The organism is Streptomyces sp. NBC_01142 (assembly GCF_026341125.1).
GTDB lineage: Bacteria > Actinomycetota > Actinomycetes > Streptomycetales > Streptomycetaceae > Streptomyces.
The window spans coordinates 810343-832707 of sequence record NZ_JAPEOR010000003.1; the positions used below are offsets into that span (position 1 = coordinate 810343).

Genomic DNA, 22365 nt, shown 5'->3' on the forward strand with positions numbered 1-22365 from the left:
CGGGACGAGCACGCTCAGTCCTTCGTGATCTCGAAGCTGTGGGTCTCGTGGCCCAGGACGTTGTCGTCGGCGTCCACGAACGTTCCCGTCACCTCGTACGTATCGCGGGCCAAGTGCCCGATCGGGAGCCGCTCGGGGGGAAGGGTCAGCTCGTAGGGGCCGCCGGGGCGATAGCTGCCGAGCAGCACTTCGGTCCTGCTCACCTCGGAGCCCTGCCGCTTCCTCAGGTCCACGTATTTCAGCCCCTCGACGGCCCTGCCGATGCGGAAGACCAGCGTGATGCGGATATCCGAACCTTCCCTGAGGGGGAAAGGAGGGGGCTGGGCAACGGCTCCGGATTCATCCGGGGAAGGGAGTGCGACCGCCATCTCGTCGTAACCCTCGGCCTGCAGGGTCACGCTCAGCAGCTCGAATGGACGGATGTCGCCCGTCGGATGTTCAAGGGGCGTTGTCATCGGACGAGCCTTCTTTCGCCACTGGTTGGGCCGACACATCAGAAATAGACCACAGACAGCGGATCATAGTTGTCCGAGATTGAAATCCCGTCGCCTGCCGCGACGCTTGAGTACCCGTGTTCGGGGCACCCGCATTCCGGAGACCTGAAGATGCGGAGGTACTGTCATGGTCCCGCTCCTCTTGGTGTTGCTGCTGATCCTGATTCTTTTCGGGGTCGGATTCGCCACCGAAGTGCTCTGGTACATCGCGCTGGCAGTGCTGGTCGTTTGGCTGCTGGGGTTCTTCTTCCGCGGCCCGGTCGCCGGAGGTGGACGGTCACGCTGGTACCGCTGGTAGGCGAGGTCTCATGACCGACTTCGGCCGGCACCCGACTGGCGGGTGCCGGCCGTCGGGTCGGTCACCGAAATGGCGCAGCCGGGCGCGCGCGTCATCGCGCCGAGTCCGGCTGCGACTGGCCGAGACGCGGTAGAGCGGCAATAGTCGTAGTGAATTCCCTCAGCCGGAAGGGCAGGAGACCTGAGCATCGTGTCGGGATTTACCGGGAAGCCGGAGGGTGCGGGCGTCGGCGGCGCGCGTTTCACCGTCGCGGTGAGGGCGGGAGCGGACACCGTCGTGCTGGTGCTCGGCGGTGAACTCGACCACGACACGGCCGAGCCGCTGCGCGAGGCGCTCGCCGAGGCGGTGGATGCCGGAGTCGAGCGGATCCTGGTCGACTGCACGGATCTGCAGTTCTGCGACTCCACCGGGCTCAACGCCCTGCTCCGGGCCCGGCTGGCCGCACGGGAGGCGGGTGGCCGGGTGGAACTGGCCGCCCTGCAGCCGCCGGTCGCCCGGATGTTCGACATCACCGGGGCGGATGCCGTGTTCCGGGTGTACGCCGGTCTCGACGACGCACTGGCGGACCGGCGGCAGAAGTAGCGGAGGGCGCTCATGAGCGAAGGCCTCCGGGCGACTGGGCAGACCCGGCGCCTCGCGCTGTTCGGTATCAAGGGCGTGGTGAGCCGTTGCCGGAACTTCAGCCGGGAAGCACTGGCGGACTGGCACTGGACCCCCGCCGTCGACGAGGAACATCAAGCGGTCGTCGACGACGTGCTGTTGCTCGTGTCCGAAGTGGTCACCAATGCGTGCCAGCATGCCGGCGGACCGACGGAGCTGGTCCTGAACTGCACCGACGAGCGGCTGCGGATCGAGGTCACCGACGGCAGCCCCGAGCACCCGCGCCCACGCCCGCCCGGCGAGTTGGCGCTGCCCGGCGGCCACGGTCTGATCGTGTTCGACCGGCTCTCGCGGAGCTGGGGGACGACGCCTCGGGGGGACGGCAAGACGGTCTGGCTTGAGGTGCCGTCTCCGCTGCGGGGTGCTCGCCATCGGGGGCAGCAGGCTCTCCGCTGACGGTCAGGGGCACGGGGATCTCCGGGGAGGCCTGCGGTCGCGGGCAACCGCGCCGGACGTCCGGCGGAAGCCGGGGAAACGGCTGTTTCTCCGGGGCCCGGTCGGTACGGGTGAGGCTTGAGGTGCGGCTCCTCCGACGAAAGAGGGTGGCCGGGCGCTGCCGACTGCGGCGGGACTGTCGCCGGAACACACATGTCCGCCCCGGCCCGGGGCGCCCCATGGCCGGGGCACGGTCCTGCCCGGGTCTCCCGCCGTCGAGTTCCGAACCGGCCCGGGTGTCCCGCCGTCGAGTTCCGAACCGGCCCGGGTGTCCCGCCGTCGAGTTCCGAACCGGCCCGGGTGTCCCGCGCGACGCTGCGTGCCACAGTGGACTGAGGCCGCGCAGGACCCTCGCCCGGCAGGGCCCGTAAGCCCGGCGTCGTGAGTGACGACAGCGCGAGGTCAGTCATGGAAGATCCTGCTCACCCCCCGGGGGCCGGAGCCGCCCGGCCCACCGCGGAACTGAGCGAGGAGGGGCTCAGGAGGCTGCTCGCCGGGCTCACCGCCGTACGTGACGGCGACTTCACCACGCGCCTGCCGGACGACGCCGAAGGCCTGCTGGGCGAGATCGCGGCGATCTACAACGGCATGCTGGACCAGCTGTCCCTGGTCGCCTCGGAGGTCACCCGTGTCGCCCGGGACGTGGGCGGCCAGGGCCTGCTCGGCGGCCACGCCCGGGTACCCCGCCTCAGTGGCGTGTGGCTGGAGCTGACCACGGGCGTCAACACCATGGCCGACAACCTCACGTCCCAGGTACGGTCCATCGCCCAGGTCGCGGCGGCCGTCGCGCGCGGCGACCTCACCCAGAAGATCAGAGTCGACGCACGCGGGGAGATCCTCGAACTCAAGGAGACCATCAACACGATGGTCGAGCGGCTCTCCTCGTTCGCCGAGGAGGTCAGCCGGGTCGCCCGCGAGGTCGGCACGGAAGGCGACCTCGGTGGCCAGGCCGCCGTCCATGGGGTGTCGGGTACCTGGAAGGACCTCACCGACAACGTCAACTCCATGGCGACCAACCTGACCAATCAGGTCCGCAACATCGCCCAGGTCACTACGGCCGTCGCCCGGGGCGATCTCACCCGCAAGATCGACGTCGACGCCCGCGGGGAGATCCTGGAGCTCAAGACCACCATCAACACCATGGTCGACCAGCTGTCGTCCTTCGCCGCCGAGGTCACACGGGTGGCCCGCGAGGTCGGCAGCGAGGGCCGGCTCGGCGGCCAGGCCGAAGTGGAGGGCGTCTCCGGCACCTGGAAGCGCCTCACCGAGAACGTCAACGAACTGGCCGGCAACCTCACCCGCCAGGTGCGCGCCATCGCCGAGGTGACCAGCGCGGTCGCCGAGGGCGACCTCACCCGTTCGATCACGGTCGAGGCGCCCGGCGAGGTCGGTGACCTCAGGGACAACATCAACGCGATGGTCGAGTCGTTGCGCGCGACCACCCGTGCCAACGAGGAACAGGACTGGCTCAAGACCAATCTGGCCCGTACATCCAGCCTTATGCAGGGCACCCGGGATCTCTCCGCGATCGCCGAGCTGATCATGAATGAGGTGGCCCCGCTCGTATCCGCGCAGTACGGCGCCTTCTTCCTGGCCGAGGAGAGCTCCCACGGCACCGAACTCCTCATGATCGCGTCGTACGGCGCCCCCGACGACCCCGCCGCAGGGCCGCGGCGCTTCCGCCTCGGCCAGTCCCTCGTCGGCCAGGCCGCGCGCAGCCGCCGGACGATCACCGTCGACGACCTCCCGCCCGGATACGCGACCATCGCCTCCGGTACCGGTTCCGCCGACCCCACCACCCTGATCGTGCTGCCGATCGTCGTCGAGGACCAGGTCCTGGGCGTCATCGAACTCGCCGCGCTGCGCCCCTTCACCGCCATCCACCTGGACTTCCTCGAGCAGTTCATCGAGACGGTCGGCGTCAACGTCAGCTCACTGATCGCCAACGCGCGCACCGACGAACTGCTGGGCCAGTCCCAGCGCCTCACCGCCGAACTCAGCGCCCGTTCCCAGGAGCTCCAGTCCCGGCAGAAGGACCTTCAGCGTTCCAACGCCGAACTGCAGGAGAAGGCGGCGCTGCTCGCGGACCGCAACCGGGACATCGAGCGCAAGAATCTCGAGATCGAGCAGGCGCGCCAGGAACTGGAGGCCCGCGCCCAGCAGCTCTCGCGCACCTCGATGTACAAGACCGAGTTCCTGGCCAACATGAGCCACGAACTGCGTACCCCGCTCAACAGCCTGCTCATCCTTGCCCAGTTGCTCGCCCAGAACACCGAGGGCAACCTGACCGACAAGCAGGTCGACTACGCCGAGGTGATCCACTCCGCCGGGTCCGACCTGCTTCAGCTGATCAACGACATCCTGGACCTGTCGAAGGTCGAAGCGGGAAAGATGGACATCCACCCCGAGCCCGTCCTGCTGGAGGAACTGCTGGAGTACGTCCGGGCGACCTTCCGGCCCGTGGCGAGCGAGCACGAGCTGGAGTTCCGGGTGGTCACGGCGCGGGACATCCCGGTGGAACTGGTCACCGACGAGTCCCGGCTCCGGCAGGTGCTGCGCAATCTGCTCGCCAACGCACTGAAGTTCACCGACCAGGGCCGGGTCGAACTGCGCGTCGACAGGGCCGGTGAGGACGAACTGCCCCCGGCACTGCGCGGCGCCGGCCCGGTGTTCGCCTTCCGGGTCACCGACACCGGAATCGGCATCCCCGCCGACCGCCTGGAGACCATTTTCGGCGCCTTCCAGCAGGGCGACGGCACCACCGCACGCCGCTACGGCGGAACCGGACTCGGCCTGTCCATCAGCCGCGAGGTGGCACAGCTCCTCGGCGGCGTGATCGTCGCGGAGAGCACCGTCGGCCGGGGCAGCAGCTTCACGCTCTATCTGCCCGTCCACGTCGAGCGCGGCCCGGAACGCTCCCTGTCCGACGACGACACAGGGCACAGCCCTGACGCCCGGCTCTTCGAGGCCGTCTCGACGGCCGGACACACCGTGCTGGTCGTGGACGACGACGTCCGCAACGTCTTTGCGGTCACCGAGATCCTGGAGCGCGAAGGGATGCGGGTGCTCCAGGCCGAGAACGGCAGGTCGGGGATCGAACTGCTCTCCGCGCACGACGAGGTGGACCTCGTCGTGATGGACGTGATGATGGCCGGCATGGACGGCTACGCCGCCACCGCCTCGATCAGGGCGATGCCCAGGTTCGCCGACGTCCCGATCATCGCGGTCACCGCCAAGGCCATGCCCGGTGACCGGACCAAGGCCCTGGCAGCCGGAGCCAACGACTACGTCACCAAACCCGTCGACGCGGACGACCTGATCGGCAGGATCCGCACCTGGCTCACCGCCCGCTGACCGCGAGCGGTGGCGCACCTCCGGCCGGACGCCGAAGCCCTCTCAGGACACCACCCGGACCACGACGAGGCTCGTGTCGTCCTCGGTGTCCCCGGTGACGGCCATCATCAGCCGGTCGGCCTGCTCGTCGACCGCGCCCGGGCACAGTCTCTCGGCCGCCCGTCGCAGCACCGCGAGGCTCTCGTCGAGCCCCTTGTGACGCCGCTCGATGAACCCGTCGGTGTAGAGCACCAGGGTGTCGTCGGGCAGCAGTGGTGTCAGGGTTTCCCCGTAGTCCGCGGCCGGTACGGCACCCAGCAGGATGTTGCGCGGGGACTCGAGAAACCGTGCCGTCCCTTCGCGCAGGAGCAGCAGCGGCAGATGCCCGGCGCTCGCCCAGCACAGTGATCGGTCGGCCGGGTCGTACAGCGCGCACACCGCGGTGGCGGTGGGGTGCCCCGGGGTCTGCAGCGTGACCTCGTTCAGCCACCGCATGAGGCGGCCGGGGGAGTGGCCGGTGAAGGCCAGTCCGCGCAGTGCGTTGCGCAGCGCGACCATGCCGGTCGCGGCGTCGATGCCGTGCCCGGCGATGTCGCCGACCGCCACCAGTACCCGGCCGTCCGGCAGCGGCAGCAGGTCGTACCAGTCCCCGCCGACCCGGTACTCCTCGGCCGCCGGCCGGTACCGGGCCGCGACCTGGAGACCGGCGGGCTCCCGGAGTGTGGGTACCTCGGGGACGATCGCCTCCTGGAGCTGGAGGACCAGCTGATGGCGCAGCGCTGCCTTGGCCTGGACCGCGGTCAGCTCGTCGAAGGAGGCGGAGAGGGCGACCTCGGTGTGGTGCTGGGCGGAGACGTCCTGATAGATGCCGGTGACACCGGTGAGTACACCGTCGGTCAGCAGGGGTTCGGCGGCGATACGCACATGGCGCAGCCCGCCTTCGTCGCGGACGGCCCGTACGACGATGTGCGCGCCCTCCAGACGGTCGTTGAGGGCGGTGAGAAGGTCTGTCAGGCGGTCGGTGTCCGCCGGGTGCAGCCGAGGGCCCAGCAGCCGCAGCGGCACCGGCGGTGTGCCGGGAGCCAGGCCGAAGATCGCGTACGCCTGGTCGCTCCACCGGGATGCGCCGGTGGTCAGGTCGTCCTCGAACGACGCGATCTTCTCCAGGCGGCCCAGCACGCGCGCGACGGAAAGGCCCGTGTCGCTGGTGGAATGCCAGAGCACGACCGTGCGGCCCGGACCGAGCGGCAGCACGCGGACATCGAGCATCGGTTCCGGACCGCCGTGGCGGTGGGTGGTCGGCAGCCGGGCCGCGTACTGCGGTGCGGCGGCGGACCGCGCGCGCTCCACCAGACGCACGAGATCGGCGTGGGCATGGGGGAGGACCTGCGCCAGCGGCCGGCCGGCCGGTGCGTGCATGCCGTCGGCCGATTTCAGCGCCGCGGGATTGAGATGCTCGACGCGGTAGCCGGCCGTCGCCGGATCCGTGCGCACCGTCATGGCCGGATGGGCGAGCAGGTCGAGCAGCGCGGCCAGCACCCCGGGCTCCGCCGGATCGGGGGCGGCATCGTCGAGCATCCGTGCCGCCGGCTCCGTGAGCCCCGTGAGCGCGCGCCGGGCACGCTCGTCGAGGTCGGCGGTTCCCGGCCAGACGGCCAGCGCCAGACCCGCGACCACCCCCCGGTGGCGCAGCGGCAGGACGGCGCGCCCGGCCTCGTGGCCCGGCCCCGGCAGATGCTCGCCCGGCGGCGGCCCGGTGGGGAGCCAGGCGGGCGACGCCTCGGCCAGCGCGCGGTGCAGCGGGCCCCCGCCTCCGGGGGGATCCACTGCCAGTGCGACGCCTCCGAGGCGCTCACCCCGGCGTGGCCTGCCAGTTGCAGGCAGTCCGTGGCCGTGAGGCGCCACAACCACAGCGCCTGTACGCCGAGGGGGCGCAGCCCGCCCTCCAGCAAGGTCACCGCGACATCCCCGATCGTGTCGCCGGTCTCCGCCGATGCCACCGCCCGGCGCGCCCTGCGCGCCTGCGCCACGCCCTCACCGTCCTCGGCCGGGGCCGCGACGACCGTCCCCGAGGCGGCGTTCACAATGTCGGCCGCGAGATCTTCCGGGCTCAGACCGGTGGACGCGGCGAGCCGGAGCAGATGGTCGGCGGCGTCCGACGGCGTCACCGAGAGCTGCGCGACGAGAATTCCGGCGGCGAGATCGAGCAGGTGGCCGCTGGCCCGGTCGGCGCGTACGGCGGCGACCTCAGCCGCGAGCTCGGTGACCGCCGCGGAAAGGTCGCCCTCCGCCGCGCCGGGGCCCGGAGGCGGCTCCTGCTCGGGCATGATCATGACGTCTCCGTCTCCAGGAGGTCATGTGTTCGCGGCGCTGGTCGCGACATGATCGCGACGAACCGGATTCTACTCGGGCATCCCGGACAGGGCAGCGGTACCGGTTCGCGCCGGCGGGCGTCGGGCGGTCCAGTCCCGCCGGCGGCGGGCCGTTTGGCCATCGCGGAAGCCGACTCCGCCGCGGACATCGCACCGGGGCCCGGCCCCGTCGTACGCATGAGGGGCGGCGCTGCGCGGTCCACCGGGACAGGCCCGGGCTGGTCCGAGCACTCCCGCTGTACGCACATGGGCCCGCCTGGCCGGCCTCCACCACGCCGAACGGCTGTGGGAACGCCCCGCCACGGCTCCCGGTTGACCACGGACAGCGCAGTCGTCCAGGGCCCGGCGACACGTCTTCTGGAGCAACGCGACACCCCGCACGCGGCCGCGGACGACCTCGCGGGCGCTCTCCCGGATGTCGGCACGCCCCTGCCGCGGGCGACATGGAATCCGGTACCGCCCCTGCCGAGCACGGCTCTACCTCGGGTACTCCTCCGGCGAGTCCCTCGTCTCCATCTCCCGTGAATGGCGAAGTGCCGATTCGCTGTGTTCCTTCATCTGCCGAGCCCGGTCACGGAGCCGCTCGGCCTCGTCCGGGTCCGTCGAGAGCCGTGCCCGGCGCAGCAACTGCTCGGCCTTGTCATGCTCGTACTCCGCGCGCACTCGTCCACTGTGTTGATCGCTCATGGTGGCCTCCGCTCCGGTCTGTACCCGGGCCGGGCGCACAGCGTGCTCCGCGCACGATCCCGGCGCCGGGGCGCTGGTGCGGCTGCCCCCACCGCCGGTGGCCAAACGCGTCAGCGGGCATCCGTCAGGTCGGGCGGGCAATCCGCGAGCCGTTCGCGCGCGTGAGAGGCATGCTCGAGGGCAGACGCTGTGCGTACACCGAGTGTATTCGTGGAAGGACGTGAGTGACATGCGAGTCGCGTTTCTCATGGCTCCTGAGGGTGTCGAGCAGGTCGAGCTGACCGAACCCTGGCAGGCAGTGGCCGACGCCGGCGGTACGCCGGAACTGATCTCGACGCGGTCCGGCCACGTGCAGGCGTTCAAGCATCTGGACAAGGCCGACACCTTCCCCGTGGACCGCACGGTCGCCGACAGCTCCATCGAGGACTTCGACGGGCTTGTTCTGCCCGGAGGGGTCGCCAATCCGGACGTACTGCGGAGGGACGCCCGGGCCGTGGCCTTCGTGAAGGAGTTCATCGGCGCGGGCAAGCCCGTCGCGGCGATCTGTCACGCCCCCTGGACCCTGGTGGAGGCCGACGTGCTGCGCGGCAGGACGCTGACCTCCTGGCCCAGCCTGCGGACCGACATCACCAATGCCGGTGGTACGTGGGTCGACGAGGAGGTACACGTCTGCGACGCCGCCCCCGCCACCCTTGTCACGAGCCGGAAGCCGGCCGATCTGAAGGCCTTCTGCTCGGCGTTCCTCAAGGAGTTCGGCGGCTGATCGGCGCAAGGGCCGGCGCAAGGGTCCGCGCAACCGACCGGGTGACCCCAGCCCGTGCGACGGAAGGAAGAGGCCATGACGACAGCACCGCCCCCTGAACGACCCGGCCCGGTGCCGAGCGAGCCGCAGCCGGTACCGCGCGATCCGCAGCCTCCCGAGCCGGAGCCCGGCGGACCAGGAGGCCCTCCCGATGAGCAACCGCCCCCGGACCCCGGTCCGGACCCAGGGGAGCGCCCCCTTCCGGAACCCCCCGACTGACCGCAGTACGGCTGCGTCCGGCGGCGTGGCTTCAGCTGTGCGGTCGGAGCTCGGGCGGTCAGAGCTCGGGCGGTCGGAGCTCGGGCGGTCAGAGGGCCGGGAACTCCGCCGGTACCCCGAGTGTCGGGGCGACGGCTCCCCAGATGGCGGCCTGAGCCCCGTCCAGAGAGACCTTCGGGTCACCCAGCATCAGACGGATGCCGAACCCGTCGCACAGGGCGAGCAGCAGCGTGCTCGTGGCGTCGACGTCGCAGTCGGCGAATTCCCCCGAGTCGATGCCGCGCTTGAGCGCCTGCCCCACCCACGTGTGGAGCTGGTCGTAGAGATCGACGGCGAGGTGCTGCGCCGCGCCGTCGCGCAGGGCCCGTACCCACAGCTCCTGCCACAGCCTCCAGTCCTGCCGGAGTTCGGGATCCGTGGGGAGGAGGCTGTGCAGGATGCGCGCCAGGACGACCGAGGCAGGCACCGAGTCGGCGTCTCGTTCGAGCTCGGTGCCGGTCTGGGCGAAGGAGTGCGTCATCGCCTCCGCGAAGAGCTTCTCGCGGTTCTCGAAGTGGTAGTGGAGCAGTGCCGTCGAGACACCTGCGTGCTCCGCGACCATGCGCATACGGATCTTCTCGAAGCCGACCTCGGCGATCACTTCGCACGCCGCGGCGAGGATCCGCTCACGTGTTTCGCGCGTGCGTTCTGCCATGGCCACGTCGGTGCTCCCCGGGGTCGATTCGGTGTCACGGAGCGGTGGGCGGGCTGCCCGCCCACCGCCGCCGCGTTCCATCTTCGCGTATCGCCGCGGACTGCGGGCCCGGCCCGGGCTCCGCGACGAACCGCACGGCTTCGGTACGGCGTTCATCGGTACGGAGTCCATGGCTGCGGCGTTCATGAGCGCGAGGCTCATGGCTGCGGCGGTCATCGGTACGTGTGGAAGCCCCTGCCCGACTTGCGGCCGAGCAGACCCGCGTCGACCATCCGGGCCAGCAGCGGCGGCGGCGCGTAGAGCGGCTCCCGGAACTCCTCGTACATCGACTCCGCGATGGCCTGTGTGGTGTCGAGCCCGATGAGGTCGGTCAGCGCGAGCGGTCCGAGTGGGTGGGCGCAGCCCAGGACCATCCCCCGGTCGATGTCCTCGGCCGACGCCGTGCCCGACTCGACCATCCGTACCGCTGCCAGCAGATAGGGGACGAGCAGGGCATTGACGATGAACCCGGCCCGGTCCCGGGCGCGGACAACCTGCTTGCCCAGCACGCCGGAGGCGAACTCCTCCGCGCGCCGTGCGGTGTTCTCGCCGGTCAGCAGCGACGGCACCAGTTCGACCAGGGGGAGCACGGGAACCGGATTGAAGAAGTGCAGGCCCACCACCTGTTCCGGGCGCGCCGTGGCCGCCGCGAGCCGGATCACGGGGATGGAGGAGGTGTTGGTCGCCAGAATCGCGTCCTGGCGCTCCATGGTCGCGTCGAGCCGGGTGAACACCGCCAGCTTTGCCGCCTCGTCCTCGGCCACGGCCTCCACGACCAGATCCCGGTCGGCCATCCGGTCCATGTCCGTGGTGGTCACGATCCGCGCCAGCGCGGCATCCCGGTCCTCGCCGGACAGTTTCCCGGCGGCGGTGGCACGGTCCAGCGAGGCGATGATGCGGCCGAGCCCGGCGTCGGCTGCCGTACGGCTCGACTCGACGACCACGACTTCCCGTCCCGCCCTTGCACACACCTCGGCGATGCCGGATCCCATCAGGCCGCAGCCCACGATCCCGATCCGCTCGATTGCGCCCATCGGGTCCTCACTTCTCTCGGTCGGATGTGCGCCGGGGCGGCCCGGCCCCGTCCTCGGGAGGCCCGGTCCTTGCCCGGGGCCGGGCCTCCCCCGCCTCAGGCGGAGGGGATCTGCAGAACGCCCATGCCTCGCTTGACCAGTTCGCCCGCGACGATGAGGCGCTGGATTTCGGAGGTGCCTTCCCAGATGCGGTCGACGCGCAGTTCGCGGTAGAGGCGTTCGACGGGGTAGGAGCGGTCGTAGCCGCGTCCGCCGAAGATCTGGACGCAGCGGTCGATGACCCGGCCGGCCGCCTCGCTCGCCGACAGCTTGGCAATGGCCGCCTTGGCATGCAGGGTCTTGCGGTCGGCCAGGCCCTGGTCCACCTCCCAGGCGACCTGGTGGGTGTAGGCGCGGTTGACGGCGATGTCGACGGCGCAGTCGGCGAGCATGCCCTGGATCAGCTGGAAGTCGGCGATGGGGGAGCCGAACTGGCGGCGCTCGACGGCCCAGTCCCGGGCGAGTTCGAGGGCCCGCTCGGCGGCACCGGTGGTCCGCGCCGCGATCATGAGCCGTTCCTCGGTGAACCAGGACCGGGTGATGTCGTACCCCTTCCCGATGCCGCCGAGCACGGCGTCCTCGGGGACCCGGACATCGGTGAAGGTGAACTCGGGGTGCTCGTACACGAAGGTGTGCATGAAGCGCGGCACACGCGTCATCTCGATGCCCGGTGTCTCCTTGTCGACGAGGAAGAGGGTCGGCGCGCCCTCCTCACCGGCGGCGGCGAGCACGATCATGAAGTCGGCGTGGTCGCCGACGGTGACGAACCACTTCTCGCCGTTCAGTACCCAGCCGTCCGCGGTCCGCGTCGCTGTGGTCCTGAGGTTCTGCGGGTCGGAACCGGCCTCGGGCTCGGTCACGGCGTAGCAGTCGCGCCGCCTGCCCCGGATGACGGGCACGAGGTATCGCTCGCGCTGCTCGGGGGTGCAGAAGCGCAGGGCGTTGGCCGGGCGCCACACCATGTCCCACAGTGCGCCGGTGAGCCGGCCGAGCTCCTCCTGGACGGTGGCCTGTTCCAGGATCGAGAGCCCGGCGCCGCCCCACTTTGCGGGCATGTTGACCGCCTGCAGCCCGCTGTCGAGCACGGCGTCGCGGATTTCGGCATGCGCCTGCGGGGGCAGACCGTTGTTCTCCTCGCAGTCCTGCTCGTACTTCATGATGAACTCGGTGAGCCCGCGCGCGGAGCTCTTGAGCTCCTCCTGACGGGCGGTGAGACGGAAGTCCATGTCGGTCCTCGGGGTTGTGTACGTACGGCGGGCCCGTACGGGGCACGGATGGCGGGCAGGGAGGGGACGGCGGGTACGGATGGGGCGGGTACGGGCCAGGCGTCAGGAGCGGGGCAGCGCAAGCGCCCGGGTGCCGCGCTTGATGAGCTCGTTGGCGACGATGAGGCGCTGGATTTCGGAGGTGCCTTCCCAGATGCGGTCGACGCGCAGTTCGCGGTAGAGGCGTTCGACGGGGTAGGAGCGGTCGTAGCCGCGTCCGCCGAAGATCTGGACGCAGCGGTCGATGACCCGGCCGGCCGCCTCGCTCGCCGCGAGCTTCGCCGTCGACGCCTTCGCGTGCAGGGTCTTGCGGTCGGTGTGCGGCTGGTCCGCTTCCCAGGCGACCTGGTGGGTGTAGGCGCGGTTGACGGCGATGTCGACGGCGCAGTCGGCGAGCATGCCCTGGATCAGCTGGAAGTCGGCAATGGGGGAGCCGAACTGGCGGCGCTCGACGGCCCAGTCCCGGGCGAGTTCGAGGGCCCGCTCGGCGGCACCGGTGGTCCGCGCCGCAATCATGAGCCGCTCGTCCGTGAACCACTCCTTCGTCAGGTCGTAGCCGTTGCCGACGCCGCCGAGCACGTCCTCGTCGGGGACGAAGACATTGGTGAAGACGAACTCGGGGTGCCCGTTCACCGCCGAGTGCATGAAGCGCGGCACACGCGTCATCTCGACGCCCGGCGCCTGCTTGTCCACGAAGAAGAGCGTCGCCGCCCGCTCCGGTCCGGCATCGGCCTGCACCAGCAGGAAGTCGGCGATGTCACCGCACGTCACGAACCACTTCTCACCGTTCAGCAGCCATCCGCCGTTGGTACGGGTGGCGGTGCTGGTGCCCGATCCGGGGTCGGATCCCGCGCCCGGCTCGGTCACCGCGAACGCGTCGAAGCGCTCGCCCCGGATCACGGGCAGCAGATACTTCTCACGCTGCGCCTCGGTGCCGTACGCCAGGACGTTGGCGGGCCGCCAGGGGATGTCCCAGAGACAGTTGGTGACCTTCCCGAACTCCTCCTCGACGATGACCTGGTCGAGCAGGGACAGGCCTGCCCCGCCCCACTCGGCGGGCATGTTGATCGCGTAGACGCCGGCGTCGATCGCGGCGCGGGTCAGCTCGCGGACCGTGTCGGCGGGCAGCGGTCCGCCCGCCTCCTCGGACCGGTCCTCGTACTGCATCAGCAGCCGGGCGTACGCGGCGGACCTCGCCTTGAGGTCGGCCTGCTCGGGTGTGTAGCGGAAGTCCATCGTGCGTCCTCCGGAATCGGTGGGGATGAGCGGGGGGTGAGCGGCGGGGGAAGGGGAGGCGGTCAGGCCAGTACGGCCCGGGCATCCAGGGCCAGTACGCCGTCCGGGCGGACCAGCAGCGGATTGACCTCGAGTTCGGCGATCTCGGGGTGGGCGGCGGCGACCGCCGTGATGCGTTCGATCACGGCCGCCGCGGCGGCCACGTCGACGCCGGGCCGGCCGCGGACGCCTGCCAGCAGCGCCGCGGTCCGCAGACTCCGCAGCAGCTCCTCGGCACGCAGAGCCGGTACGGGCGCCAGGGAGAAGGCGACATCGTGCAGGGTCTCGGTGAGAACTCCGCCGAGCCCGACCATGGCGACCGGACCGAACCGGGGGTCGCGGTTCACCCCCACGATCAGCTCGACACCGTCCGTGAGGTCGGCCATGGCCTCGACCGAGTAGGCGGACGCGCCGAGCCTGGCGTCCATGTCCCGGTACGCGGCGAGCAGTGCGTCCCGGTCCGCGAGTCGCAGCGCCACGCCGCCCGCGTCGGACTTGTGCAGCACATGCAGTGCTTTGAGCACGTACGGACCGGCGAACTCCTCGGCCGCGGCGAGCAGCCCGGCCTCGTCCGAGATCTCGCGCGCCGCCGGGAACGGCACTCCGGCGGCACTGAGCAGAGCCCGGACGCCGTGGTACCCGGCGTCCTTCAGGGGCGTCGCAGCCCGCGGGAGCGGGGCGACCCGAGGTGACGTGGCCACCTGCGAACCCGTCATCGCGGCCAGTGCGCGCGCGGCGTCCTCCGTGGCGGCGAACACCGGTATCCCCGCGTCGGCCAGCGTCCGGCAACTCGGCGACTGCGGATACATCGACTGCACGACCAGGGGCTTGGGCGTCGCCCGCCAGTGCGTGACGATCTCCCGGGCGGCCTGCCTCTCGCCCTCGCCGAGGGCCGCGCCCCCGCCACCGAGCCCGCCGTTGGAGGCCGCGTAGCCGCCGAAGTACCCCGTCATCAGGACGGCATCCACCTCGTCGGTCGTGAGCAGCCCGCCGACCGTGGTGGCGTACGAACGCGGGTCCTGCTCGCCCATCCCGGCCAGGTCGACCGGGTTGCCCACCGCGGACTGCTCCCACAGCAGGGCCCTGAGCTGTTCCTGGGCCGGGGCGCCGAACTCGGGGACGTCCAGCCCCGTGGCCTCGGCAGCATCGGCGGCGATGACACCGTGGCCGCCGCCGTCCGTGAAGACCGCGGTGCGCCGGCCGGCGGTGCGGGAGCCCGCGTGGAGCGCGGCCAGCACGATGGTCATCTCGCGTGCCGTGGCGACCAGTTCGACCCCCGCGTCGCGGCACGCCGCGGCCACCACGTCGGAGGAGGTGGTGAGCGCGCCGGTGTGCGACTGGGCGCTGCGGGCCGAGGCGGAGCCGCGTCCCGCCGTGAGCAGTACGACGGGCTTGCCCGCCGCCGCGGCGGCTTGGGCGAAGGCCCGGCCGTCGCCGAAGTCCTCGGCGTACACGGCGATGGCCGAGGTGGCTTCGTGGCGCGCACAGTCCTCGACGAGGTCGACCAGGGTGACATCGGCCTGGTTGCCCAGGGAGACGAAGCGGGAGAAGCCCAGTCCGTGCGGGGCACAGCGGAGCTGGAGTTCCAGCGCGAGGTTGCCGCTCTGGCTGAGGAGGGCGACGTGGCCGGGTGCGAAGCTGTCGGAGGCCAGGTACAGCTCGGTCGTGTTGTCCGCGATCCCGAGGCAGTTGGGGCCGACCAGTACGGCTCCCGCGTCCCGTACCCGGTCGGCGATCGCGCGCTGTCGGGCCAGTCCGGCGGGGCCGCTCTCGGCGAAACCGGCGGTGATGCCGACGATCGCCCGGGCGCCGCAGGCGAGAGCGTCGTCGACGGCGGCTTCGAAGCCCGGACCCGGTACGGAGATCACCACCAGCTCGACGGGTTCGCCGATCTCGGCGAGGGAGGTGGGCGCGGTACGGCCGAGGACGGTGCCGCCGCGGCGGTTCACCAGGTGGACGGGACGGCGGCCGGGGGCGCGCAGCGCCTGGGAGGCAACCGCGTGGCCGTACTTCGCCGGATCGTCGCTGGCGCCGACCACGGCGACGGACTTGGGGTCGAAGAGCGCGGTCAGATCGCGTGCCACGTCACTTCTCCAGCCGGAGAGCGGCGTTGGGGCAGGCCTCGGCGCAGGTGCGGGCGGCCGCTTCACGGCCGGAGGGCACCGGTACGGCGATGACGGCCGCGTAGCCCCACTCGTCGAGCTCGACGAGGTCGGGTCCGGGTTCCTGGCAGAGGCCGTAGCCCTGGCAGAGCGTGGAGTCGAGAAGGAGTTTCACGGTGTTCCTTTCAGCGCGGGCACAGCGGATGCAGGGGTGAAGCCGGTCGGTGTGTCCGTGACCTCCGGTACGGCCACGGCGAGCCGGCGGCCGCCGTCGGCAGGGGCCGCGGCGCAGGCCGGGCAGGGGGACCCGAGGTGGGCCCCGGCAAGTTCCGGATGGGCCCGCAGGAGGCTCGCGGCGGTGCCGGCTGCGGCGTCCAGCAGGCCGCACGCGCCGCGCCCGGGCAGGCCGGTGGACCACCGGAGCAGCCGACTGACGGCGTCGGGGACGGCCGCGCCGGTGGTGAGTCCCCGCAGGGTGTCGCGGATCGAGGTGGTACCCGCCACGCAGACACCGCACTGCCGGGCGCTCTCGGCCGCGAGGTGGCCCACGGCGTCGGCGGCCACCGCCACCGGGCATTCGCCGGGGGCGAGGAAGCGGATCGCGCCGCAGCCCAGTGCGGTGCCCGCGGCGGCGAGCGCGGCGGGATCGAGGGGGAGCTCGAGGGAACCGGTGTCGATCAGCCCGCCGAACAGCCCGCCCATGAGGGCACCGGTCGCATCGGGCGTGCCCTGGGCGGCGGCCAGGGCACGCAGTGTGGTGCCGTACGGCACCTCGGCGAGCAGCGATGTGCCCTGCCCGCCGGACAGCGTCACCAAGGTGGACAGGGCGGTCCGTCGGCGCAGGTCCGGCCGGGCCGCGATGAGCGCGATCCGGGCCAGCGTCTCGACATTGGAGACCAGGGTCGGCCGGTCGTCCACGCCCTGCTCGAACGGACGGGGCGGCTTGGCCGTGGGCAGGGCGGGTCCGCCGTTGATCCTGCGTACGACCGCGGTCTCCTCGCCGGCGACATAGGCGTGCGCGGTCTCGATCACCTCGACCGGCAGCCCGGGAACCCGCTCGGCGAGAGCCCGGCGGACGTGTGCGCCCGCCACCGGGTCGGAGAGGTAGACATAACCCCGTACGGCGCCGGTGATGGCGGCGGCGCGGGCAAGGCCGTCCAGGACGAGGTGGGGCCGGGCCCGCAGCAGCCAGCGGTCCTTGGCCGAGCCGGGCTCGCCCTCTTCTCCGTTGGCCACCACGACCGGTGCGACGCCACCGTCCCGGACCGCCCGGAGCTTCACGGCGACCGGGAAACCGGCGCCACCCCGGCCGCACAGACCGGCCGCGGCGATGTGCTCGAGCAGCCGGTCCTGGCCGGCCGTGTCCCGGTAGCCGCCCGCGGCGACGTAGGCCGCGGCGCTCTCTGCCGTCTCCGGCGACATGCCGAGCAGGGTGCCGGGGAGGCCCGGCATCAGGGATCGGATCACGGTCGCGCTCATCCCCGTCCTCCTTCCGCCGCGCCGGTACGCAGGGTCCTTACCGCGTCTTCCAGGGCTCTGCGGTCTGTCGCGGTCCGGTCGTAACCGGGGCCGGGAAGACCGATGAGCATGCGGTGGTGGTCGAGCACCACCTCTCCCGCCAGCAGCGCGGCCCGCCGGTCGCCCGGGCGGGAGCCGTCGGCGACGGCGGTCACCAGATCGGTGACCTCCGCGAGGTAGCGGAGCCAGCTGCGCCGGCTGCCGTGCAGGATCAGGCTCTCCACACGGCGCCGCTCGGCCGCCGCCAGGTGGGGTGGTGCGGTGGCCGTACTGCGCTCAGGGGTGCGCAGGGCGGCCACCGTGGGGGGCAGTTCCCGCTCGGGTTCGGGGGTGAGCCCGAGCCAGACCAGACTCCGACGACCGCTCATGCGTGCCTCCGGGAGGGGGATGGAGAGGGATGGGGAGAGGCGGGGAGCCGTGTCACGGCGTCGGCCGGGCGGCGGGGAGCCGAGGGGGCGAGGAACTGCCTCGGCGGCTCACTGCCGCGGAAGCGGAGTGCCGTACGACGGAGGACTTGGGCGGTACGGGCCCGGGCGGGCACCGCCCGGGTGACTTCGGTCTCCCGGCGAAATGCCGGGAGCAGCGATGGCGACTATACTAACTAATCAATTAGTCAGTCCGCAAGTCTTGACACCATGGAAACGCGGCAGCAATCTGACTGACCAATTAGTTAGCGCGATTCGGGTGTCCCCTGCCACGGCCCGCTGACCACCTGTGGGCCGCCTCAACACCGATCGCCGCACACGCGGCATGGAGGAGTCAGCCGATGCAGCCCGAAGCCCCCGCCCCCGTAGCACCGCCGACGCAGCAGTGTCAGGACAGCCCAGGTCAGGCACTGTCCGCCCGCTACTACACCGACCCGGACACGGCGGCCGCCGAAACCCGGCACATCTTCGCCAGGTCCTGGCAGCTCGTGTGCCATGAATCCGATCTGCCCGGACCCGGGGCCCGGCTCGCCGCCACGGCCGCCGGACGCGAGGTTCTGGTCGTCCGGACCGAGGACGGCGGCCTCGCCGCCCATCTCAACATCTGCCGGCATCGCGGAACCCGGCTGGTCACCGCCCCCGAACCGGCCGGCAAGGCCATCCGCTGCCCTTACCACGGCTGGACGTACAAACTCGACGGACGCCTGGTCGGAGCACCCGAGGCACGGCAGATCCCCTGCCTGGACAAACCCCGGCTCGGGCTGTTCTCCGTCCGCGTCGAATCGTTTCTCGGCTTTGTCTTCGTCAACCTCGACCCGGATGCCGTACCGCTGGCCGAGCAGTGCGCCGGACTCGCCGAGGCGGTCGGTCACTACGCCGGAGACGATCTGGTGCCGGTCGGCCGCAGCCGTATCCACGATCTGGACGGCGCCGAAGTCCAGCACGCCAACTGGAAAGTGGCCGTCGACAACTACCTCGAGGGTTACCACGTGCCGGTGGCCCACCCGGGGCTGATGCGCCTCCTCGACTACCAGGGCTACACCTGCGAGATCGAGGAGTCCTACGCCCTGTTCGCCTCACCGCTGCGGGACAAGCCCTCCTCGAACTGGGCCGAGCGCCTCTACCAGCAGGTTGCCGCTCCCATGCCCGGTCTCACCGAGGCCGACCGCAGGGTCTGGCGGTATGCCGTGATCTATCCCAACACACTCATCGACTTCTACCCCGACCATGTGCTTGCCTGGACCGCAATCCCGACGGCCGTGGACCGCGTGGCCGTACCCGGCGCGTTCTACACCCGTCGCGGGACCGGACTGCGCACCCGCCTCGCCCGGCGCCTCAACATCCACATCGGCTGGATCACCAACGACGAGGACGCCGAGCTGGTGGCCCGGGTGCAGAAAGGACTGACCACGCCGGGCTTCGAGCCCGGGCCGCTGTCCCGCCGCGAATCGGCGGTCGGCTGGTTCGCCGGCCGGGTCCGCGAAGCCCTCGACGGGGCCGGCGACCCCGACGCAGGCCCCGAAGGCCCCGACGGCCGGGAGCGGTAAACCGCTCCCGGCGAGGAGCCCCACGAGCCGGACGGTGTGCCCCGCACCGTCCTGCGGCTCCTTGGTCGAGCACGGAGTCAGGCATCCGTGCGTCCGTGACCGCGCCCTGAAGCAGTGTTCGTCCCCTACGGACCCACGGAGAGGACCACCGATGTCCCCCGAGGCACCCCCACTGTCCCGCCGCTCCTTCCTCCGCACCGGCTCCGGCGCGGCCCTCGGTCTGGGCCTCGGCCTTACGACGGCGGGCTGCGGATTCCTCCCCGAGGACCCGGATGCCCACGGCGATCCCGACGCACCGATCAACGTCCGGGTCGACGGCGACCTGGTCTATTTCAACTGGGCCGACTTCATCGACCCCGCCGTCTTCGCGGGGTTCGAGAAGGAGTACGGCGTCAAGGTCATCCAGTCGAACTTCGACTCCATGGAGGGCATGGCCGCCAAGCTCAATGCCGGGAACCGGTACGACCTGATCTTCCCCACGGCGAAATGGGCCCAGCGCCTGACCGCCGGACGCCGGTTGCGCCGCATCGACCACACCCGGCTGAGACACGCCGACTCCGTGTTCGGTGAGTACAGCTACTTCGCCGATCCCTGGTACGACCCCCGCTCCGCGCACACCGTCCCGTTCACCATGTACAAGACCGGGATCGGCTGGCGGAAGGACCGGATCGGCGACCACCTCGCCGGCTCCTGGGACGATCTGTGGAACGTCCGCGCCAAGGGCAAGGTCTTCGTGCTCGACGACCGGGACGAGGTGCTCGGTATGGGTGCGCTCAAGCTCGGCCTCGGCGTCAGCACCGATGACGGGGGTGACCTCGACCGCATCACCGACACACTGCAGTCGCTCCGGCCCCATCTGCGCGGCTTCTCCAGTGACAGCTACAACAACCTGCTCAACGGCAACGCGGTCATGACCCAGGCGTGGAGCGGTGACATGGCCGCCATGCTCGGGCAGGCGAAGGACCCCTCGGTCCTCGGTTTCGAAGTCGCGCGAGAAGGCGCCCCGGTCAACTCCGACTGCTACGCCATCCCCACCAACGCACGGCACCCCGGCACGGCGATGCTCTTCATCGACTACATGCTCCGCCCGGAGAACGTGAAGAAGAACATCGAGTACATCGGCTACCCAATGCCGGTCCGCGGCAGTGAGGACACCTACGCCGCCCTCGTCGAGCCCTTCCCCGAGTGTCTCGTCACCGCCGACGACCTCAAGGACGACCTCTTCTTCCGCAATGGCAGCTCGAAGGGCGAACGGGCCCGCGACACCGCCTGGACCCATGTGAAGGCCGGCTGACATGGCACTGAGCAAGCGCCCCGGGCCGCCACGCCCACGCAATGGAGCCTCCGCTTCCGGATCCCGGCTGTGGACCTGGCTGATGATCCCCGGCACCCTCTGGATGACCGGATTTCTCATCGCCTCCCTCGTGCTGGTGGCCGCCCTCGCGTTCGGCACCACCGACCCGCTCGGCAACCCCCAGTTCGGACTCAACTTCGACAACATCGCGGCGATGGCCGATCCGGCCTACCGTGCCGTGCTCCTCCGCTCCCTCGGATACGCACTGCTCACCTGCGTCATCTGCCTGGTCGTGGCCTATCCCGTCGCCTACGCCATCGCCCTGCACGGCGGACGCTTCAAGAACCTTCTGATCGCCGCCATCGTCGTCCCGTTCTTCGCGAACTACCTGGTGCGGATGTACGGCTGGTCCGTCGTCCTCTCCGACGACGGGCCGCTGCTGAGAGCCCTGCGCGCCACCGGTCTCGCCGACGGGGACACCAAGATCCTGCAGACCGGCCCGGGCGTCGTCGCCGGACTCGTCTACGGCTTCATCGTGTTCATGATCATCCCGCTGTACGCGGCACTGGAGCGCATGGACGTCTCGCTGATCGAGGCGGGACGCGATCTGTACGGAGGTCCGCTGCGGACCTTCTTCTACGTCACCCTGCCCGCCACCCGGCAGGGCGCGGCGGCCGGCTGCGTCCTTGTCTTCCTGCCCGCCATGGGCGACTTCGTCAGCGCTCAACTGATGGGAGGGCCCGACCAGATCATGATCGGCAACCTGATCCAGGACAAGTTCTTCCAGGGCCAGAACTGGCCGCTCGGCTCGGCGCTCACCATGCTGATGATGGCGGTCCTGTTCCTCGGGATGCTCGGCTATCTCCGGCGCACCCGCAAGGACGAGGCGGAGGCAGCCCGATGACACTCCGCCCCGCAATCCGCCCGGTCCGCCGGCCGGACATCCGCCCGGCACCCCGCCGCACCCGCAGTTCCGCCCTTCCGGCCGGGCAGCAGGGCCGTAAGCGGCACCGCCGGGGCACCGACCGCAGACCCCGCTTCGCCCTCGCCGTCACCGTCGCGTTCTTCGCGCTCCTCTACTACCTCCCCATCGGCGTCGTCGTCCTCTTCTCCTTCAACTCCCAGAAGTCCCTCACCGTCTTCAAGGACTTCAGCCTCCGCTGGTACTCGGCGTTCTTCGACGACGACGTACTGCTCGCCTCGCTCGGCATGAGCCTGCGGGTGTCCCTGGTGGCCATGGCCGGTTCCCTGATCCTCGGCGTCGCCCTCGCCCTCGGCCTGGTCCGCTGCCGCAGCAGGCTGGGCTCCCTCGCCGGTCTGGTCATGCTCGTCCCGCTGATCACCCCGGAAATCGTCACCGGCGTCGCGGCCATGCTGCTCTTCAAGGGCATGGGCATCACCCTCTCCAGCGGCACCGTGATGCTCGCGGAGATCACCTTCTCCATCTCCTATGTGACGGTCATCCTGCGCTCCCGGATCGCCGCCCTCAACCCGGAGGTGGAGGAGGCGGCGATGGATCTGGGGGCCACCCGCTGGCAGTCACTGCGCCTGGTCACCCTCCCCGCCCTGCTCCCCAGCATCCTCGCGTCCGCGGTGCTCGTCTTCGCTCTCGTCTTCGACGACTTCGTACTCGCCTACTTCACCACCGGCGTCGACCCGCAGCCGCTGTCCGTACGCATCTACTCGGCCATCCGCTTCGGCGTACAGCCCACCATCAACGCGGTCGGGACCCTGATGCTGGCCGGGTCCATCGGCCTCATCGCCCTCGCTCTCGCGATCCCGCGCCTGTTCGGCCGCCGCGGCGGCCTCGATCTGCTCTCCGGGAAGTGACAC

21 protein-coding genes are annotated in these 22365 nt (G+C 70.9%); 9 read left to right on the plus strand and 12 right to left on the minus strand.

The annotated features are described in order from the left end of the window. Positions 1 to 14: 14 nt before the first annotated feature. The gene (locus OG883_RS37690) at positions 15 to 455 is read right to left on the minus strand and encodes a hypothetical protein (protein WP_266551250.1); all 441 of its coding nucleotides are present in this window, start codon (positions 453 to 455) and stop codon (positions 15 to 17) included. A gap of 166 nt (positions 456 to 621) precedes the next feature. Here OG883_RS37690 and OG883_RS37695 point away from each other — a divergent pair, with 166 nt between their 5' ends. The 4 genes from OG883_RS37695 to OG883_RS37710 all read left to right on the plus strand — a co-directional run bounded on the left by OG883_RS37695 (position 622) and on the right by OG883_RS37710 (position 5241). Then, positions 622 to 792 (plus strand): hydrophobic protein, encoded by a 171-nt coding sequence (locus OG883_RS37695; protein WP_266551252.1) that lies wholly within the window; start codon positions 622 to 624, stop codon positions 790 to 792. A gap of 186 nt (positions 793 to 978) precedes the next feature. After that, the gene (locus OG883_RS37700; protein WP_266553195.1) at positions 979 to 1374 is read left to right on the plus strand and encodes an STAS domain-containing protein; all 396 of its coding nucleotides are present in this window, start codon (positions 979 to 981) and stop codon (positions 1372 to 1374) included. 12 nt (positions 1375 to 1386) lie between these two features. Continuing rightward, positions 1387 to 1848 (plus strand): ATP-binding protein, encoded by a 462-nt coding sequence (locus tag OG883_RS37705; protein WP_266551254.1) that lies wholly within the window; start codon positions 1387 to 1389, stop codon positions 1846 to 1848. Positions 1849 to 2295: 447 nt separating this feature from the next. Next, complete coding sequence (locus tag OG883_RS37710) at positions 2296 to 5241, plus strand: HAMP domain-containing protein (RefSeq protein ID WP_266551256.1); 2946 nt, start codon at positions 2296 to 2298, stop codon at positions 5239 to 5241. Between the two features lie 42 nt (positions 5242 to 5283). On the opposite strand, the gene OG883_RS37715 is transcribed toward OG883_RS37710, so the two are convergent. The 3 genes from OG883_RS37715 to OG883_RS37725 form a co-directional block, all read right to left on the minus strand. Beyond that, positions 5284 to 6798, minus strand: a complete 1515-nt coding sequence (locus OG883_RS37715; protein WP_266551262.1) for a PP2C family protein-serine/threonine phosphatase — start codon at positions 6796 to 6798, stop codon at positions 5284 to 5286. Then, complete coding sequence (locus OG883_RS37720; RefSeq protein ID WP_266551264.1) at positions 6717 to 7553, minus strand: ANTAR domain-containing protein; 837 nt, start codon at positions 7551 to 7553, stop codon at positions 6717 to 6719. The genes OG883_RS37715 and OG883_RS37720 overlap by 82 nt, the downstream gene beginning before the upstream one ends. A 516-nt stretch (positions 7554 to 8069) precedes the next feature. After that, entirely contained in the window at positions 8070 to 8279 is a 210-nt protein-coding gene (locus OG883_RS37725; protein WP_266551266.1) for a DUF6381 family protein, read from the minus strand. Positions 8280 to 8508: 229 nt separating this feature from the next. Between OG883_RS37725 and OG883_RS37730 the strand changes: the two genes are divergently transcribed. After that, on the plus strand, positions 8509 to 9042 hold the full coding sequence (locus OG883_RS37730) for a type 1 glutamine amidotransferase domain-containing protein (RefSeq protein ID WP_266551268.1): 534 nt from the start codon (positions 8509 to 8511) through the stop codon (positions 9040 to 9042). Positions 9043 to 9388: 346 nt separating this feature from the next. Here the strand turns inward: OG883_RS37730 and OG883_RS37735 are convergent, their stop codons facing one another. The 8 genes from OG883_RS37735 to OG883_RS37770 form a co-directional block, all read right to left on the minus strand. Continuing rightward, entirely contained in the window at positions 9389 to 9994 is a 606-nt protein-coding gene (locus OG883_RS37735) for a TetR/AcrR family transcriptional regulator (protein ID WP_266551270.1), read from the minus strand. Between the two features lie 212 nt (positions 9995 to 10206). Then, a complete protein-coding gene (locus OG883_RS37740; RefSeq protein WP_266551272.1) occupies positions 10207 to 11067 on the minus strand; it encodes a 3-hydroxybutyryl-CoA dehydrogenase in 861 nt (286 codons plus the stop codon). A 95-nt stretch (positions 11068 to 11162) separates the two neighbouring features. After that, complete coding sequence (locus OG883_RS37745) at positions 11163 to 12332, minus strand: acyl-CoA dehydrogenase family protein (protein ID WP_266551274.1); 1170 nt, start codon at positions 12330 to 12332, stop codon at positions 11163 to 11165. A gap of 102 nt (positions 12333 to 12434) precedes the next feature. Next, on the minus strand, positions 12435 to 13607 hold the full coding sequence (locus OG883_RS37750; protein WP_266551276.1) for an acyl-CoA dehydrogenase family protein: 1173 nt from the start codon (positions 13605 to 13607) through the stop codon (positions 12435 to 12437). 62 nt (positions 13608 to 13669) lie between these two features. Beyond that, positions 13670 to 15730 carry an acetate--CoA ligase family protein gene (locus tag OG883_RS37755; protein WP_266551278.1) on the minus strand — a complete coding sequence of 687 codons (2061 nt, stop codon included), beginning with the start codon at positions 15728 to 15730 and terminating at the stop codon, positions 13670 to 13672. A gap of 1 nt (position 15731) precedes the next feature. Next, positions 15732 to 15923 (minus strand): ferredoxin, encoded by a 192-nt coding sequence (locus OG883_RS37760; RefSeq protein WP_266551279.1) that lies wholly within the window; start codon positions 15921 to 15923, stop codon positions 15732 to 15734. Then, positions 15920 to 17227 carry an NADH-ubiquinone oxidoreductase-F iron-sulfur binding region domain-containing protein gene (locus OG883_RS37765; RefSeq protein ID WP_266551280.1) on the minus strand — a complete coding sequence of 436 codons (1308 nt, stop codon included), beginning with the start codon at positions 17225 to 17227 and terminating at the stop codon, positions 15920 to 15922. Before OG883_RS37765 ends, OG883_RS37760 begins: the two co-directional genes overlap by 4 nt. Beyond that, on the minus strand, positions 17224 to 17634 hold the full coding sequence (locus OG883_RS37770; RefSeq protein WP_266551281.1) for a hypothetical protein: 411 nt from the start codon (positions 17632 to 17634) through the stop codon (positions 17224 to 17226). Before OG883_RS37770 ends, OG883_RS37765 begins: the two co-directional genes overlap by 4 nt. 398 nt (positions 17635 to 18032) lie before the next feature. Between OG883_RS37770 and OG883_RS37775 the strand changes: the two genes are divergently transcribed. The 4 genes from OG883_RS37775 to OG883_RS37790 all read left to right on the plus strand — a co-directional run bounded on the left by OG883_RS37775 (position 18033) and on the right by OG883_RS37790 (position 22362). Continuing rightward, entirely contained in the window at positions 18033 to 19238 is a 1206-nt protein-coding gene (locus OG883_RS37775; RefSeq protein WP_266551283.1) for an aromatic ring-hydroxylating dioxygenase subunit alpha, read from the plus strand. Positions 19239 to 19389: 151 nt separating this feature from the next. Continuing rightward, positions 19390 to 20532, plus strand: a complete 1143-nt coding sequence (locus OG883_RS37780) for a spermidine/putrescine ABC transporter substrate-binding protein (RefSeq protein WP_266551285.1) — start codon at positions 19390 to 19392, stop codon at positions 20530 to 20532. A gap of 1 nt (position 20533) precedes the next feature. Further along, positions 20534 to 21436, plus strand: a complete 903-nt coding sequence (locus tag OG883_RS37785) for an ABC transporter permease (protein WP_266551287.1) — start codon at positions 20534 to 20536, stop codon at positions 21434 to 21436. Beyond that, positions 21433 to 22362 (plus strand): ABC transporter permease, encoded by a 930-nt coding sequence (locus OG883_RS37790; protein ID WP_266551289.1) that lies wholly within the window; start codon positions 21433 to 21435, stop codon positions 22360 to 22362. The genes OG883_RS37785 and OG883_RS37790 overlap by 4 nt, the downstream gene beginning before the upstream one ends. The last annotated feature ends 3 nt before the right edge of the window (positions 22363 to 22365 follow it).

Excerpts from the sequence above, each read along its gene's own strand:
- OG883_RS37690 (WP_266551250.1), bottom strand. The coding sequence starts at position 455 with ATGACAACGCCCCTTGAACATCCGACGGGCGACATCCGTCCATTCGAG.
- OG883_RS37695 (WP_266551252.1), top strand. The coding sequence starts at position 622 with ATGGTCCCGCTCCTCTTGGTGTTGCTGCTGATCCTGATTCTTTTCGGG.
- OG883_RS37705 (WP_266551254.1), top strand. The coding sequence starts at position 1,387 with ATGAGCGAAGGCCTCCGGGCGACTGGGCAGACCCGGCGCCTCGCGCTG.
- OG883_RS37710 (WP_266551256.1), top strand. The coding sequence starts at position 2,296 with ATGGAAGATCCTGCTCACCCCCCGGGGGCCGGAGCCGCCCGGCCCACC.
- OG883_RS37715 (WP_266551262.1), bottom strand. The coding sequence starts at position 6,798 with ATGCTCGACGATGCCGCCCCCGATCCGGCGGAGCCCGGGGTGCTGGCC.
- OG883_RS37720 (WP_266551264.1), bottom strand. The coding sequence starts at position 7,553 with ATGATCATGCCCGAGCAGGAGCCGCCTCCGGGCCCCGGCGCGGCGGAG.
- OG883_RS37725 (WP_266551266.1), bottom strand. The coding sequence starts at position 8,279 with ATGAGCGATCAACACAGTGGACGAGTGCGCGCGGAGTACGAGCATGAC.
- OG883_RS37730 (WP_266551268.1), top strand. The coding sequence starts at position 8,509 with ATGCGAGTCGCGTTTCTCATGGCTCCTGAGGGTGTCGAGCAGGTCGAG.
- OG883_RS37735 (WP_266551270.1), bottom strand. The coding sequence starts at position 9,994 with ATGGCAGAACGCACGCGCGAAACACGTGAGCGGATCCTCGCCGCGGCG.
- OG883_RS37740 (WP_266551272.1), bottom strand. The coding sequence starts at position 11,067 with ATGGGCGCAATCGAGCGGATCGGGATCGTGGGCTGCGGCCTGATGGGA.
- OG883_RS37745 (WP_266551274.1), bottom strand. The coding sequence starts at position 12,332 with ATGGACTTCCGTCTCACCGCCCGTCAGGAGGAGCTCAAGAGCTCCGCG.
- OG883_RS37750 (WP_266551276.1), bottom strand. The coding sequence starts at position 13,607 with ATGGACTTCCGCTACACACCCGAGCAGGCCGACCTCAAGGCGAGGTCC.
- OG883_RS37765 (WP_266551280.1), bottom strand. The coding sequence starts at position 17,227 with ATGAGCGCGACCGTGATCCGATCCCTGATGCCGGGCCTCCCCGGCACC.
- OG883_RS37770 (WP_266551281.1), bottom strand. The coding sequence starts at position 17,634 with ATGAGCGGTCGTCGGAGTCTGGTCTGGCTCGGGCTCACCCCCGAACCC.
- OG883_RS37775 (WP_266551283.1), top strand. The coding sequence starts at position 18,033 with ATGCAGCCCGAAGCCCCCGCCCCCGTAGCACCGCCGACGCAGCAGTGT.
- OG883_RS37780 (WP_266551285.1), top strand. The coding sequence starts at position 19,390 with ATGTCCCCCGAGGCACCCCCACTGTCCCGCCGCTCCTTCCTCCGCACC.
- OG883_RS37785 (WP_266551287.1), top strand. The coding sequence starts at position 20,534 with ATGGCACTGAGCAAGCGCCCCGGGCCGCCACGCCCACGCAATGGAGCC.
- OG883_RS37790 (WP_266551289.1), top strand. The coding sequence starts at position 21,433 with ATGACACTCCGCCCCGCAATCCGCCCGGTCCGCCGGCCGGACATCCGC.